The sequence below is a fragment of the Streptomyces sp. Rer75 genome (assembly GCF_013414305.1).
Taxonomy (GTDB): Bacteria; Actinomycetota; Actinomycetes; order Streptomycetales; family Streptomycetaceae; genus Streptomyces; species Streptomyces himastatinicus.
In genome coordinates, this window is sequence record NZ_CP058693.1 from 9,813,706 (window position 1) to 9,829,058 (window position 15,353).

The following is a 15,353-nucleotide window of genomic DNA, read 5'->3' on the forward strand; positions in this document are numbered from 1 at the left end:
TCGGAAGGGGTCAGATGGCATCGGCGGAAGGACTGCACGCGGCACGCTCACGGGGGCGCAACACCCGGCAGCTCGTCCACGAAGTGCTGCGCTCGCGCATCGTCGGCCTGGAGCTGGCCCCGGGCTCGGCCGTATCGGAGAACGACCTGGCGGCCGAGCTGGGCGTCAGCCGCACCCCCGTCCGGGAGAGCCTGATCCTCCTCGCCGACGAGGGCCTGGTGGACATCTATCCGCAGATGGGCACGTTCATCTCGCGCATCCGCGAGCGCGATGTGGCCTCCGCCCAGTTCATCCGGGAGGCGCTGGAGTGCGCGGCGCTGCGCGACGCCGTCGGCAAGGCCACCGTGCGCGACGTGGCGGAGCTGCGGGTGCTGCTCACCGCGCAGGAGGAAGCCGACGCGCAGTCCGACATGGCGGGCTTCTTCCAGCTGGACGAGCAGTTCCACCAGCGGCTGATGGCGGTGAGCGGACACGGCTCGGCATGGCCCGTGGTCAGCCAGGCCAAGGCCCAGCTGGACCGGGCCCGGCGGCTCTCGCTGCCCATGACCCAGCAGATGTCGCTGCTGATCGGCCAGCACCGCGACGTGGTCGACCTGCTGGAGGAAGGCGATCTGGACCGGGCCGACGGGGCGCTGCGCTCGCACCTTCGGCTGGTCTTCAGCGATGTGGAGAAGATCCGGGCCAAGCACCCGGAGCTGTTCAGCGACCAGGACGCCCCGCTCCGGCCGCGCCGCGAGGGCACCCGGCGCGCCGCCGCCCGCGAGGACTGACACGGCAGCGGGGCGGGCCCGGTGTGGACCCGCCCCGCGACCTGCCCCGTATCAGCCCTTGGTCTTGATCCGCATGAAGGTGACCGAGTCCGCCGGGAAGGTGTACGTGAAGGTGTTCGCCACCCCGTCGAGCCTCGACCGGACCGGCTTGATCGGCTGGTCGGAAGCGGTGTTGACCGCCTCCGGCGCGCCCTGGAGCGTGGTCAGCCGCGCCGTCCGCGCCACCTTCCGGCCACCCAGGTCGATCCGGGTGCGGGCGGCCGTGCTCTGTGCGTTGACGACCTTGACGATCAGCTCACCGGTGGCCTTGTCCCGCGTCACCACCTGGCGGAACGGCTCGGCCACCTTGTCGTCGGTGAAGCTGCCCCACTTCTTGTCGTCCAGGTACAGCGTCACCTGACGGCCGCGCACCTCGACGCGGGCGTCGTAGGTACGCCCCGTCTCGATCTTCGTGGCGTCCTCGGCCATCGTCTGCTTGGCGCCGCCCACCGACTTCTCCACGGCGGAGCGGGTGTTGCCCCAGCCGCCGAGGTTCCACCAGTAGTAGTTGCCGGTGTCCTTGACCCCGAACGCGATCAGGAAGCCCTCCTTGCCGGACTTCTTCGTCGCCTTCACCTTCAGGTCGTAGTCGCGCCACGCCGAGTCGCCCGCGGTGACCATGGTGTTCTCGGCGGCGGCGTCGGACTGCACGTACGCACCGTCCTGAACCGACCACGATCCCTTGCCCGCGGCCTTGGTCCACTGCCCGTCATCGCCAGAGAAGTCGTCGCTCAGCAGCGTCGAACCGTCCGCGGCGGTCACCTTGACGTCGTCGTACGCCGCGCTCGTGGCCCAGGTCGACAGGCCGACGGCGCCGCTGATCGGCTCGCTGGGGGCAGGGGTGGCGGACGCCTTGCTCGGCACCACCCGGTCCCCCACGTTGTTCATGAACAGCTTCTGCGTCTCGTAGCTGGTCGAGCCCCAGGAGGCGGAGTTGTTGAACCAGATCATGTCGGGCCGCCACTGCGTCGCGTTCTCGTGGGCGAGCAGCGGGGCGTACGAGGCCAGCTTGACGACATCGGCGTTGCGCTCCAGGCCCGTCATGAACGCGGCCTCGGTGAGCGCGTTGTACCACTTGTTGTCCTGCGAGGCGTACTCGCCCAGGAACACCTTCGGGCCGGAGCGGTCGTAGGTGTCGTAGCGCTGGTTGTTCTCCAGGAACCACTGCGGGCTGTTGTAGTAGTGCTCGTCGACCATGTCCACGCCCGCGGCCCGGTTCAGCGCCCAGGCGCGGTCGAAGGTCTGCCCGCTGTCGTCGGGACCGGAGTTGCTGATCACCGTGATGTCGGGGTACTTGGCCTCGATGGCCTTGCGGAACTCGGTGAACCGCGCGAAGAACTCGTCCGGCAGGTTCTCCTCGTTGCCCACTTCCAGATGGGTCAGGCCGAACGGCTTCGGGTGGCCCATCTGGGCCCGCTTCTTGCCCCAGGCCGAGGTCACCGGTCCGTTGGCGAACTCGATGAGGTCCAGGGTGTCCTGGATGTGGCGCTTCAGCAGCGCCGGGTCGTCGGTGGCCTTGTTCTGGCCGCAGCCGGTGACCAGCGCGGGCACCACCGGCAGCGCCATCGCGCCGATGTCCTCGGCGAACTGGAAGTACTCGTAGTAGCCGATGCCGTAGGACTGGTTGTAGCCCCAGAAGTTGGCGTTGACGGCACGCTGCTCGACCGGGCCGACGGTGTCCTTCCACTGGTAGGACCGCTTGCGCGGCCAGTTGGGCGCCTCGTACGCCTCATGGCTGCCGGTGTTCACCAGGCAGCCGCCGGGGAAGCGCAGGAAGCCCGGCTTCAGGGCGGCGATCTTCTGAGCCAGGTCCTTGCGCATGCCGTTCGGGCGGTGCTTGTAGGTGTCGCGGGGGAAGAGCGAGACCATGTCGAGCCGGAGGGTGCCGCTGCCGCCCGCGGCGACCGTGAGCCGTCCGGCGGTGCTGGAGGTGGTGGCGGTGAGGGTGCCGGTGTACTTGGTCCAGCGGTCGCCGCGCACGGTGGCGCGCAGCGGACGCGCGAGCGTGTCGCCGCCGGAGCCGTCGCCGAGGCCGATGGTCAGCGGTGTTCCGGACGCCTGGTCGGTGCGCGCCCACACCGAGAAGTCGTACGCCTCGCCCGCCTCGATGGCCATCCCGGTGGTGTAGCCGGAGTTGGTCACCCCGTACCGGGCCGCCGATCCGCCGGTGCCGTCGAGCGTCAGCCGCAGATAGCGCCGGTTGCGCTCGTTGAGCCGCCCGTCGTCGTCCACGACCTTGGCGTCGCCGGTGCCGCCGCCGGTCGCGGCCTCGGTCCACGCGGTCAGGGGGGTGTACGAGGAGTGGTCGGCGGGGTCGTACTCGAAGGACCGGTTCTGGACCAGCTCGGCGTACAGACCGCCGTCGGCCGCGCGGTTGATGTCCTCGTAGAACACCCCGTACATCGTGTCGTCGATCGCCGGGCCCTTGGCGGACGGGTCGACGGAGAGCGTGTAGTCGGTGGCGTCGGCCGCCGCGTGCGCGGGAGCGCCGGTGGCGGCCGTGGGGACGGCGGTGACGGTACCGGCGAGCAGGGCGCCGATGGTGAGGCCGAGTCTCCAGCGTGTGCGGGGCATGCGTCTCCCGTTCCGAATCGTGTCGTTCGAAATCCCGTACGTCGCTCAGAACTTCGAACGAAAGATATGGGGGAGGGCAGGGCGCGTCAACGCCCCGGACGTCCTCGACCGGATCAACCCTGTGTCTGCTGTGGCTCCCGTGCCGCCAGCCGCTCGCGCTGCGGGACCACGGTGTACTTCGGATCCTCGGCCGACCGCATTCCGGCGTGGAACACACCGAACCGGGTGCACGCCGACGCCGCCAGCAGGGCCGTGCCGCTGAGGACCGCGGCGGTACGGCTGCGGCGGGCCAGCAGCGCCCCGCCCAGCGCGCCCGCCGCGCCGAGCGCCTCGGCGGCGCGCATGAGCCGCCCCGCCGTCCCCTCGCGGTACGTCTCGGCGACGATCCCGAGTCGCCGTTCCAGCGCCCGCGCGGCCGCGGCCTCCAGCGCCGTACCGAACAGCGCGGCACTGCGCGCCGGGGCGTTCTCCGCCACCGGCGCGGCGATCAGCGCCATGCCACCGGCCGCCGCCGCGGCCGAGCCGACGAAGAGGAACGGCAGTTCGCGATAGCCCTCGTGCCAGCCGGGGACCGCGGTGTCGGCCGCCAGCACCGCCGTGTACGACGCGACCGCCGGGCCCAGCGCGGCGGCCACCGCCGTGGCCGCCCGGCCGGTGCGCGGCAGCCTGCCGCCGACGTCCAGGACCGCCGCGGCCCCCGCCGCCGGGCCGTACGCGGCCAGCAGCCAGGAACCGACGCTCATCGGCGACGTCGGCTTGAACACCCGCAGCATGTTGGCGAAGCGCTCGGGGCGCCCGAGGTCATGGACCAGGGCGGCGGCGGACCCCGCGGTGGACACCAGCGACGAGATCTTCAGCGCCCGGGCCATGCGGGGGCGGCCGGTCAGCCCGGCGCCCGCCGCGAGAACCGAACCGGCGCCCGCCAGGCCGCCGAGGAAGAAGTACCCGGCGATGTCCCGGGCCTGCCAGGTGGGCGGGTTGAGGATCGGCTTGCCGTAGTACGAGGTGAACTCGGCCTCCGGCACCATGAGTTGCTCGCCCCGGCGCCCCTTGAACCCCTTGCGCTCCTTGCGCCCCTTGCTTCTCTTGCCGTCGCCCATCAGCGCTTCCCTCCGTTCCGCCCGTGCGCCGCGAACACGGCGGCCACTCCGCCGAGCAGGGTCAGCGCCGCGGCCCCGGCGTGCCGCCACATCGACGGCAGATCGCGCGTGGTGACGACCGGGTCCGGCGGCAGCCCGTACACCTCCGGCTCGTCCAGCAGCAGGAAGAACGCGCCGTCCCCGCCCACCCCGTCCTCGGGGTCGTGGCCGTACAGCCGGGCGCCGGACACGCCCGCCCGGTGCAGGTCCTCCACCCGCGCGGCGGCGCGCTCGCGCAGCTCGTCCAGCGGGCCGAACTGGATGGACTCGGTGGGGCACGCCTTGGCGCAGGCCGGTTCCTGGCCCGCGCCGAGCCGGTCGTAGCACAGGGTGCACTTGAACACCCGGCCGTCCTCCGGGCGTTGGCCGATGACCCCGTACGGGCACGCGGGTACGCAGTACCCACAGCCGTTGCAGATGTCCTCCTGGACCACGACCGTGCCGAACTCGGTGCGGAACAGCGAGCCGGTGGGGCACACGTCCAGACATGCGGCGTGCGTGCAGTGCTTGCACACGTCCGAGGACATCAGCCAGCGCAGACCGCTGTCCCCGTTCCCGCCGTTCTGCCCGTTCTGCTCGATGAAGGCCACATGGCGCCAGGTGGATCCGTCCAGCCCTTGTGAGTTGTCGTAACTCATGCCGGTGAACTCCAACCCGTCCTCCGGGACGGCGTTCCACTCCTTGCACGCCACCTCGCACGCCTTGCAGCCGATGCACACCGAGGTGTCGGTGAAGAAGCCCATCCGCGGCGGATGCCCCTCGTGGCCGGAGTCCCCGGCCGGATCCGGCTCGCTACCGGCCAGCAGATTGCGGCCGATGAGCGAGACTTTCGGCGCCTGCGGGTCGGTCATCCCCGGACCTCCATCCCGGTCAGCTCCGTGATACCGGCGCGCCGCCGGTAGGTGTTCAGCAGGGCGTTCAGCTCCGGGCCGCGGGGGCGGCGGCCCGGGCGGATGTCGGCGGTCAGCGCCTTCACCTCCTGGATGTGGACGTTCGGGTCGAGCGCGATGGCGGACAGCTCGTTGGCCGCGTCGCCGCGCGCGTAACCGTTGGGACCCCAGTGGTACGGCAGCCCGATCTGGTGCACCGTGCGGCCCCCGACCGTCAGCGGGGACATCCGCTCGGTGACCAGCACCCTGGCCTCGATCACCCCGCGCGCGCTCACCAGCGTCGCCCAGCCGGAGTGTTCCAGGCCCAGCTCGGCGGCCAGCTGAGGGGAGACCTCGCAGAACAACTCCGGCTGGAGCTCGGCGAGATACGGCGTCCAGCGGGTCATGCCGCCCGCCGTGAAGTGTTCGGTCAGCCGGTACGTGGTGATGACGTACGGGAAGATCTCGCTGCCCGGGGCGCCGCCGCTGGGATGGAACCGGTTGTGCTCCCGGGAGACCACCTGCCGGACCGGGCTGCGCTGCTGCTCCGGGTGGAGCGGATTGCGCACGGGCGAGTCCTGCGGCTCGTAGTGCACCGGCATCGGCCCGTCCACCAGCCCGGCCGGTGCGTACAGCCAGCCCTTGCCGTCGGCCTGCATGATGAACGGGTCCACCCCGCTGAGCGCGTCCGGCCCCTTCGCGCCCTCCGGCGGCCGGTACGACGGCGCCCGGTCGGGAATGAAGTCCGGGATGTCATGGCCGGTCCAGCGTCCCCGGCGCTCGTCCCACCACACCAGCGCCTTGCGCTCGCTCCACGGCACGCCGGAGGGGTCGGCCGAGGCCCGGTTGTAGAGGATGCGGCGGTTGGCGGGCCAGGACCAGGCCCATTCGGCGGCGATCCAGTCCTGCTCGGTGTGCGGCTTCCGGCGGGCGGCCTGGTTGACGCCGTCGGCGTACACACCGCAGTAGATCCAGCAGCCGCAGGAGGTGGATCCGTCGTCCTTGAGCTGGGTGTACGCGCTGAGCGGAGCGCCGTCCGCGCCACGGCCGTTGATCTCGGCGAGCACGGATGCGGCGATCGGCTCGGCCAGCGGACCATCGGTCGGGTAGTCCCAGGCCAGGTCGAGGATCGCCCGGTCCATGGGATCGGTGGACCCCGCCAGACGCTCCCGGATCCGCCGGCCCAGGTGGTACGTGAACCACAGATCGCTGCGCGCGTCGCCCTCCGGCTCGGTGGCGGGCCAGTGCCACTGGAGCGTCCGGTTGGTGTTGGTGAAGGAGCCCGCCTTCTCGGTGTGGGCGGCGGCGGGGAAGAAGAACACCTCGGTGGCGATGTCCTCGGTGCGCAGCTCCCCGGTCTCGATCTCCGGCCCGTCCTGCCACCAGGTGGCGGACTCGATGAGCGAGAAGTCGCGCACCACCAGCCAGTCCAGCTCGGCCATCCCCAGGCGCTGCATCTTGGCGTTGGCCGACCCCACGGCGGGGTTCTCGCCCATCAGGAAGTAGCCCTTGCACACCCCGTCGAGCTGCGCCAGCACCGTGTCGTAGGTGCTGTGGGAGCCGGTCAGCCGGGGCAGATGGTCGAAGCAGTAGTCGTTGTCCGCGCGCGCCGCGTCGCCGAAGTACGCCTTGAGCAGGCTGACGACGTACGCGCGCATGTTGCCCCAGTAGCCCTTGTCCGTCCTCACCGCCTCGATGAAGGTGTCCAGGTCCTCGTCCTGGTGCGCATGGGGCATGGGGATGTAGCCGGGCAGCACGTTGTAGAGGGTGGGGATGTCGCTGGAGCCCTGGATGGAGGCGTGGCCGCGCAGCGCCTGGATGCCGCCGCCGGGGCGGCCGATGTTGCCCAGCAGCAGCTGGAGGATGCAGGCGGTACGGATGTACTGCGCGCCCACGGTGTGCTGGGTCCAGCCCACCGCGTACACGAACTCGGAGGTGCGGTCCCGGCCGGAGTTCTCCACCAGCGCCCGGCACACCTCCTCGAAGGTCTCGCGCGGAATGCCGCAGGTCTCCTCGACCAGCTCCGGCGTGTAGCGGGCGAAGTGGCGCTTGAGGATCTGGTAGACGCAGCGCGGATGCCGAAGGGTTCGGTCGGTGCGGATGTCGCCCGAGACGGGTGCGCCGCCGGAGCCGTGGACCTCGGCGCGGCCCGCGGTGGCCACGGTGCGGCCGCCCTGGGTGCGCTCGTCGTACAGCTGGTCGGGGTCGCCCTGCGGGGACTGGACCTGGCAGCCCTCGTAGCTCCAGCTGTCGATGTCGTAGTGGCCGGTCTCCTCGTTGAGGCCGGAGAAGATCCCGGCGAGGTCCTCGGTGTCGCGGAAGTCCTCGCCGACGATGGTCGCGGCGTTGGTGTACTCCAGGACGTACTCGCGGAAATCCAGCTCGTTCGACAGGACGTGGTTGATGATCCCGCCGAGGAAGGCGATGTCGGAGCCCGCCCGGATGGGTACGTACAGATCGGCCAGTGCGCTGGTGCGGGTGAAGCGCGGGTCGACATGGATGACCTTGGCGCCCCGGGCCTTGGCCTCCATCACCCACTGGAAGCCGACGGGGTGGGCCTCGGCGAAGTTGGACCCCTCGATGACGATGCAGTCGGAGTTCTGGAGGTCCTGCATGAAGGTGGTGGCGCCGCCGCGGCCGAAGGAGGTGCCGAGACCGGCGACGGTGGAGCTGTGGCAGACCCGGGCCTGGTTCTCCACCTGGACCACACCGAGGGCCGTGAACAGCTTCTTGATGAGGTAGTTCTCCTCGTTGTCCAGCGTGGCGCCGCCGAGGCTGGCCAGCCCCAGGGTGCGGTTCACGCGGATGCCGTCCTGCTCCCACTGCCAGGTTTCGCGGCGGGTGCGGATCACCCGTTCGGTGACCATGTCCAGCGCGGTGTCCAGGTCCAGCGGCTCCCACGCGGTGCCGTGGGGGCGGCGGTAGAGCACCTGGTGGCGGCGGGACTCGCCGGTGGTCAGCTGGAGGGTCGCCGACCCCTTGGGGCACAGCCGGCCACGGCTGATGGGCGAGTCGGGGTCGCCCTCGATCTGCACCACGCGGCCGTCCTTGACGTACACGTTCTGGGCGCAGCCCACCGCGCAGTAGGGGCAGACCGACTTCACCACCCGGTCCGCGGTGGCGGTGCGGGGGCGCAGCTCACGGGTGGCGGCCGAGGAGGCGGCGGCTCCGCGGCCCAGCGGGTCGGTTCCGGTCAGCTGCCGGTAGACGGGCCATTCCTGGACCCAGGTACGCACGCCCATCGCCTGTCCTTCCCGCCGCTCGGGCACCCGCATGGCCGGGTACGGCGCATGGGTTCCCGTCGCGACGGGGTTCACACCCCGCCTGCCGCCGGATGCGCGGGCTATGCGACCCGAAGGTGGGAGACGAGGTCGTCGGCCGCCGGGTAGGGCCGCTCTTCGGGGAGGCGCCCGGCCACCGAATTTTCAGCGGGCGGGCGGGCCGTGTGCCGCCCGGCGCCGGGTGGCGCCGATGGTGCCGAGCAGGGCGAGCGCCTCGGCGCTGGGGCTGCCGGGTTCGGCGTGGTAGATGACGAGTTGCTGGCCGGGCGCGTCCCGGACATCGAACGCCTGGTAAGTGAGGGTGAGCGGGCCGACGTCCGGGTGGTTGAGCTGTTTGGCGTCCCGGGTCTTGCCGCGCACGGTGTGGGCCTGCCACAGGGTGGAGAACGTGGCGCTCTGCTCGGTCAGGGTGTCGATGAGTGCCCGCAGCCGGGCGTTGCCGGGGTCGAGGCCGGTCGCCCGGCGCAGATTGGCCACGGTGGCCTGGGCGGTCCGGTCCCAGTGGGCGTAGAAGTCCCGTCCCGCGGGGGCGAGGAAGGTCATGCGGGCGAGGTTGTCGGCGGGGTCGAAGGGCGAGTACAAGGCGTCGGCCAGCGCGTTGGTGGCCAGGATGTCCAGGGTGCCGCCCAGGACGAAGGCCGGGGTGTGGGGGTAGCCGTCCATCAGCTGGCGCAAGTCCGGGCTGACCACGTCCCGCTGCGCGGCCGGGCGGTCGTTCGGCACCGTCCCGGCCAGCCGGTGGAGGTGGGCGCGGGCATCGGTGTCGAGGTGCAGGGCACGGCCGAGGGCGTCGAGGACCTGGGCCGAGGGATGGCGTTCCCGGCCTTGTTCGAGCCGGGCGTAGTAGTCGGCGTTCACTCCGGCCAGCACGGCGACCTCCTCACGCCGCAGCCCGGCCACTCTGCGCAGGCCGTAGCCGGCCATACCGACGTCTTCGGGCCGCAGACCGGCGCGTCGCATGCGCAGGAAGTCTCCAAGGGTGTTGTCGGACATGCGCCCAGGCTAGGGGGCTCGTGGAGATGCTGCCTGGGTGTGCCACACCCAGGCAGCGAACGTCCTGGTTGCGGCTCCGGCGGGGCGCCCAGACTCGGTGGCGAACAGCGAACGAAACGAAGGGCACCCACCATGAGCGGACGACGACTTGACGGCAAGGTCGCACTGATCACCGGCGCGACGGGCGGAATCGGCACGGCGACCGCCGAACTGTTCGCCCGCGAAGGCGCGCGCTTGATCCTCGCCGACGTGGACCGCGAACCCCTCGGCGCACTGGCGCAGCGCATCGAGGAGACCGGGGCGGAGGTGGTCACCGCCGCGCTGGACGTCTCCTCCGCCCCGGAATGGGACGCGGTGATCACCACCGTGCGCGAGCGGTTCGGCAGGCTGGACGTGCTCGTCAACCTGGCGGGCATCGTGGACTGGCCGGGCATCGAGGACACCGACGAAGACGCGTGGGACCGCGTCATCGACGTCAACCAGAAGGGCAGCTGGCTCGGGATGAAGGCCGCCATGCCGCTGCTCCGCGCCACCGGCAACGCGTCGGTGATCAACACCTCGTCGGTCCTCGGGATCGTGGGCGGCGGAGCGGCCGCCGCCTACACCGCGTCCAAGGGGGCGGTACGGCTGCTGAGCAAGACCGCCGCCGTCGAATACGCCCGCCGGGGGGTGCGGGTCAACTCCGTCCACCCCGGTGTCATCGCCACCCCGATGATCCAGGACATCCTGGACGAGGAGGGCGACGACCAGCCGGACATCGTGCGCACCCCCATGCGCCGCGCGGGCCGCGCCGACGAGGTCGCCTCGGCCGTGCTGTTCCTCGCCTGCGACGAGTCCTCGTTCGTGACCGGCTCCGAGCTCGTGGTCGACGGCGGCCTCACCGCCCACTGACCCGCGGGCCACGCCCGCGGCGGGGGCGGGGCAGTTCGAGCGTCGCCCGCAGCTCCCTCAGCGCCTGCGAGAGCTGTTCGTTGCGGCTCTCCTCGACGTGGATGTGGAGCGCGAGTACGAGCCTGCGGACACGCTCGTACCGCGCGGTGCCGCGTGTACGGTGATCGCCATGTCTGACATCCCGCCCCGTCCCGAGCCATTCCTCCAGCGGACCGACCCCGCGGCGATCGACGACCTGCGCGCGCGGCTGCGGAACACGCGCTGGCCGGACGCGCCCGAGGACGCCGGGTGGTCGCTCGGGACCGACGTGGCCTACCTCCGCGAACTCGTCGCCTACTGGGCGGACGAGTTCGACTGGTCCGCGCAGGAGGCGGCGCTCGCCCGGCTTCCCCGCTTCCGCGTCGGGGTCGGCGGCCTCGGCATCCACTTCGTGCACGCGCGGGCGGCCGCAACGCCGGCCGGGCCCGCGATGCCGCTGGTCCTCGCCCACGGCTGGCCGGACTCGTTCTGGCGATACTCGAAGGTCATCCCGCTCCTCACCGACCCCGGCGCCCACGGCGCCGACCCCGCCGACGCGTTCGACGTCGTCGTGCCGGACATGCCGGGCTACGGGTACTCCGACCGCCCCAGCGGCCCGCCGCTCGACACCGTCGCCGTCGCCGGTCTGTGGGCCGAGCTGATGGGCGTCCTCGGCTACGAGCGGTTCGGCGCCGCGGGCGGGGACATGGGCAGCCATGTGAGCCGCTACCTCGCGCTCGACCATCCCGACCGGGTCGTGGCCGTCCACCGCACGGACGCGGGCGTGCCCGTGTTCACCGGGGACCCGGCGGACCTCACGCCCGAGGAGCGCGCCTGGTTCGACGAGGTGACGGCCTGGCTCGCGGCCGAGGGCGGCTACGGCGCCATGCACCGTACGAAGCCCCAGACCGCCGCCTTCGGGCTCACCGACTCGCCCGCGGGGCTCGCCGCGTGGATCGTCGAGAAGCTGCGGTCGTGGAGCGACTGCGACGGCGACATCGAGCGGAGCTTCACCAAGGACGAGATCCTGACGAACGTCACGCTCTACTGGCTCACCGGAACGATCGGCTCCTCGATGCGCGCGTACCACGCGAACGCCGCCATCCCGCGTGAGCAGCACGCCCGCCGGGTCGAAGTGCCGTCCGGGTTCTCGCTCTTCCGCGGCGACGTCGTCCGCCCGGCGCGGGCGTGGCTCGACCGCATGACGAACGCGGTGCGCGTGACCGAGCCCCCGCGCGGCGGCCACTTCGCGCCGTTCGAGGAGCCCGAGCTGTACGCCGAGGAACTGCGCGCGTTCTTCCGCCCCTACCGGGCGGCGGCGACGGGCTGATGGGCTCCCGCGTCGATGTCGTGGGGGTGGACGCCTGCCCCTCCGGCTGGGTGGCGGTGACGCTGCGCGGTGGGGCGTTCGCCGGTGCGGAGACGGCCGGCGGGCTGAGCGATCTGCTGGCCCGGGTGGGGGACGCGGCCGTGGTCGCGGTCGACATGCCGCTGGGGCTGCTGGAGTCCGGGAGACGCCGTGCGGAGGCGTCGGCCGCCGAGCTGCTGGGAGGGCACCGGTCGCGGGTCTTCCCGGTGCCGCCGCGGCAGGTCTGGGAGCAGCCCGACTACGACGCGGCGAACGCCTGCTGCCGTCGGCTGACCGGCGCCGGGCTCTCCCGTCAGTCGTGGGGGCTGGCCGCGAAGCTGCGCGAGGCCAACGCCCTCCGGGACAGCGGTGACCACCGGCTCCACGAGGTCCATCCCGAGGTCTCCTTCGCGGCCATGCGCGACGGTGCGCCGGTCGCCTGGAGCAAGAAGGGCTGGAACGGCCAGGCCGTACGGCGCCGACTGCTCGAAGACCGGGGCATCGTCCTGCCCGACGACCTCGGCCCGGCCGGGCGGGTACCGTCCGACGACGTGCTGGACGCCGCGGCGGCGGCCTGGAGCGCGCACCGCATCGCGTTCGGTACGGCCGTGAGCCTGCCCGCTCCGCCGGAGGCATCGGACACCGGGCTCCCCATCGCCATCTGGTACTGACGGCCGGAACGAGACAGCGGGAGGCCGCCCGAGCCGTGCCTCGGGCGGCCTCCCTTTCCCCCACCCCCCGGAAATGGTCTTCAGTGGCGCTCGGCCGGAGCCGCGCGCGTGCCGGGGGCGGTCGGCGGGTGTCAGGCGCCGATGCCGTACGGGCGCAGATGGTCCAGGGGGTCGACGTCCGATCCGTAGCGCGGGGTGGTGCGCACCTCGAAGTGCAGATGCGGACCGGTGGTGTTGCCGGTGTTGCCCGACCGGGCGATCCGGCGCCCCGCGTCGACGGTCTGCCCGCTGCGTACCGTCAGCGCCGACAGGTGCGCGTACTGGGTGTACAGCCCGTCGGCGTGGCGGATGACCACCTGGTAGCCGAAGGCACCGGCCCAGCCCGCGGCCACCACGGTGCCCGGGGCGACCGCGTGCACCGAGGTCCCGATGGGCACCGCGTAGTCCACGCCGGTGTGGTGGCCGCTGGCCCACCGCGGGCCGCGCACCCCGTACGCCGCGGTGATCGGGCCGTTGACCGGCGCCGCGAGGCGATGGGACGCGGACTGCCGGGCGGCGTTGCGGGGGGCGGCGGCCGTGCGCTTGGCGGCGGTCCGGTGGGCCTGCCGCTTGGCCGGACGGGCCTTGCCCGAGGGCAGGGCGAGCCGCTGTCCCGGGTGGATCAGGTGCGGGTTGGCGCCGATGGTCCTGCGGTTGGCGTGGTACAGCGCCTTCCAGCCGCCGCTGACGGAGCTGCGGGTCGCGATGCGTGACAACGTGTCGCCGCTGCGCACCGCGTACGACCCGGACCCGGCCGCCCGCCCGGGACTGTGTTTACCGGATGGCTTGACCGTGCGCTTCGGGCGGTGCTGCTTGGTGGGCGGCTTGGCGCTGCGTGCGGCACCGCGGTTCGCCGCCTCGGCGGCGGGCGGACCGGACCGGGACAGCCGGCCGCGGACCGAGCAGACCGGCCAGGCGCCCGGGCCCTGGCCGCGGAGCACCGCCTCGGCCACGGCGATCTGCTGGCCCTTGGTGGCGAGGTCGGCCCGCGGGGCGTACCGGGTGCCGCCGTACGCGGCCCAGGTGTGCTGCGAGAACTGGAGCCCGCCGTAGTAGCCGTTGCCCGTGTTGATGCGCCAGTTGCCGCCGCTCTCGCACGCGGCGACCTTGTCCCAGGTGTCGACCGGGGCCGCCTGGGCGGCGCCGGTGTTGAGGAACGGCAGGACGATGCCGACGCTGCCCGCGGTCAGGACCGCGCACAGCGGGGAGACCCGGCTGGGCGATGCGGGGCGGCGGTGACTTCCTCGTACGGCCATGAGGCTGGTTCCTCTCCACAACGGCTCTCGACGTCGCCCCCGGAAGTCCCGGCGGGCTGTACGAGTACCGCAGCCGGGGGCGGCCGGTCACAAGGCGCAGGGGTGGTCACGGGGCGCCGCGCGCTCCCGGAACCCGCCCCCTGATCGGGTGACGCTCCCTCAGCTGTGCGAGGGAAGGCGCGTGGAGGGACGAGGGGGCGCACGGACAGGCCCGGGGCTGACGTGACGGCCGGGGCGCCGAGCCGTGGATCATCCTCCGTCGCGTGCCGCGCGGGGCCCGCGACGGCGGAAAAAGATTCTTCGGCCGGCACCGGGGGTGCCGCTTTTCCCGAGGATTGGTTTCCCGTTGGACGAGTGGCCGATCATCTTCGCGGGGCGGCCGAATTCCGGGCCGGGGCACGGCGGTTCGGTCCGGACCGGTCCATGGGCGGCCCAATGCGGCGGAGTGCGGCGGTGGGCCGGGGTGGGCGGATCTTGCGGAGCGCTATTGCGTCCGCCGCACTGCCAAGAGACCGATCTTGGCCGGGCGGCGGGACCGGACGGGGAACAGCACGTACCGGTCCGGACCCGCACCGGCCCGGCGAAAGGCGGGATGCCGGGAAGCCGCGAAGCAGGGAAGCGGGGAAGCCGAAGAGGGCGAGCGGGAGAAGGGGAATAGAGGAAGGGCCGGTGAGAGGCGAGGCGGCAATACGGGCGGAGAACGGCGGGTCGCTGCCGGTAATAGGCCCGGCCTTCGGGTCGAAGACCTCTTCCTTGTAGCCGTCCCAGGTCACGAAGCTCGGCGCCGGCTCGACGGCGGGCACGCCCCGGCGGCGGCGAGGACGAGCGCCGGTAGGCGGTGATGTCGGGGAGGATGAGGTCCGGCCGTTGCCCTTGTCCGGGTACTCGGCCGCCGCCGCGGGAGCCGGGGAACGGCCGCGGGGGAGGGGGCCCTTTCCGACGTCGGCCTCGACGTCGGCTTCGGTGCCCGCCTGGCCGTCGGCCGGGCGTCGTCGCCCCCGGCGAACCCCGCGGCCCGTTCCGGCCCGGCACCACCGCTGCCCATCGGCCCGGGATACGGTGCGCGGCGACCGAAGAACCCCGGCCACAACTCCCGCGCCCCTCACCCGGCATTGGCCCGGCGCCAAGGGCATGGGTCACCCCGGACAACTCGAAGGCTGACAGGCGGACTTGACGTGCCGTTTGCCCAATCTCCCGCCGCCCATCGCCTCCCGGACCGCCCGCGTACCGCGCCAGTTCTCCGAAAATGGGGGCTGCCCCGCGGCGGCCGGGAACTGGCGGAGAATCACGCGGCCCCTGTATAGCGGGGAGCGTGCCGACGCGCATATCATTGCCTCACATCGACTTCATCACGGTAGATCGCTCGCAGGAGCGGTTCCGAATAATCACCTCCTGACCCCGGATCGCCGGGAGCCTCCGTGACGCCGATGCCGTCATTTCCGTACGGCACCGCCCGTCGCATCGA

Annotated in this window: 10 protein-coding genes; 4 read left to right on the forward strand and 6 right to left on the reverse strand. The window is 72.2% G+C overall.

The genetic code is table 11. The features are described 5' to 3' along the window. Positions 1-14: 14 nt before the first annotated feature. Entirely contained in the window at positions 15-770 is a 756-nt protein-coding gene (locus tag HYQ63_RS41385; RefSeq protein ID WP_179939185.1) for a GntR family transcriptional regulator, read from the forward strand. Between the two features lie 51 nt (positions 771-821). Here HYQ63_RS41385 and HYQ63_RS41390 read toward each other — a convergent pair whose 3' ends face one another. From HYQ63_RS41390 to HYQ63_RS41410, 5 genes are all read right to left on the reverse strand, one after another. Continuing rightward, positions 822-3,383: an alpha-L-arabinofuranosidase C-terminal domain-containing protein gene (locus tag HYQ63_RS41390; protein ID WP_179939186.1), complete on the reverse strand. Its 2,562-nt coding sequence runs from the start codon at positions 3,381-3,383 to the stop codon at positions 822-824. Positions 3,384-3,496: 113 nt separating this feature from the next. After that, positions 3,497-4,483 (reverse strand): NrfD/PsrC family molybdoenzyme membrane anchor subunit, encoded by a 987-nt coding sequence (nrfD, locus tag HYQ63_RS41395; protein WP_179939187.1) that lies wholly within the window; start codon positions 4,481-4,483, stop codon positions 3,497-3,499. Then, positions 4,483-5,373 (reverse strand): 4Fe-4S dicluster domain-containing protein, encoded by an 891-nt coding sequence (locus tag HYQ63_RS41400; RefSeq protein WP_179939188.1) that lies wholly within the window; start codon positions 5,371-5,373, stop codon positions 4,483-4,485. The genes nrfD and HYQ63_RS41400 overlap by 1 nt, the downstream gene beginning before the upstream one ends. Next, positions 5,370-8,633: a formate dehydrogenase gene (fdh, locus tag HYQ63_RS41405; RefSeq protein ID WP_179939189.1), complete on the reverse strand. Its 3,264-nt coding sequence runs from the start codon at positions 8,631-8,633 to the stop codon at positions 5,370-5,372. Before fdh ends, HYQ63_RS41400 begins: the two co-directional genes overlap by 4 nt. A 183-nt stretch (positions 8,634-8,816) precedes the next feature. After that, a complete protein-coding gene (locus HYQ63_RS41410; protein WP_179939190.1) occupies positions 8,817-9,665 on the reverse strand; it encodes a helix-turn-helix transcriptional regulator in 849 nt (282 codons plus the stop codon). 132 nt (positions 9,666-9,797) lie between these two features. Here HYQ63_RS41410 and HYQ63_RS41415 point away from each other — a divergent pair, with 132 nt between their 5' ends. The 3 genes from HYQ63_RS41415 (at position 9,798) to HYQ63_RS41425 (ending at position 12,593) form a co-directional block, all read left to right on the forward strand. Continuing rightward, the gene (locus tag HYQ63_RS41415; RefSeq protein WP_179939191.1) at positions 9,798-10,556 is read left to right on the forward strand and encodes an SDR family NAD(P)-dependent oxidoreductase; all 759 of its coding nucleotides are present in this window, start codon (positions 9,798-9,800) and stop codon (positions 10,554-10,556) included. Between the two features lie 169 nt (positions 10,557-10,725). Then, on the forward strand, positions 10,726-11,904 hold the full coding sequence (locus tag HYQ63_RS41420) for an epoxide hydrolase family protein (protein ID WP_179939192.1): 1,179 nt from the start codon (positions 10,726-10,728) through the stop codon (positions 11,902-11,904). Next, the gene (locus tag HYQ63_RS41425) at positions 11,904-12,593 is read left to right on the forward strand and encodes a DUF429 domain-containing protein (protein WP_179939193.1); all 690 of its coding nucleotides are present in this window, start codon (positions 11,904-11,906) and stop codon (positions 12,591-12,593) included. Before HYQ63_RS41420 ends, HYQ63_RS41425 begins: the two co-directional genes overlap by 1 nt. A 131-nt stretch (positions 12,594-12,724) precedes the next feature. Here HYQ63_RS41425 and HYQ63_RS41430 read toward each other — a convergent pair whose 3' ends face one another. After that, complete coding sequence (locus HYQ63_RS41430; protein ID WP_179939194.1) at positions 12,725-13,888, reverse strand: transglycosylase family protein; 1,164 nt, start codon at positions 13,886-13,888, stop codon at positions 12,725-12,727. Positions 13,889-15,353 lie beyond the last annotated feature (1,465 nt).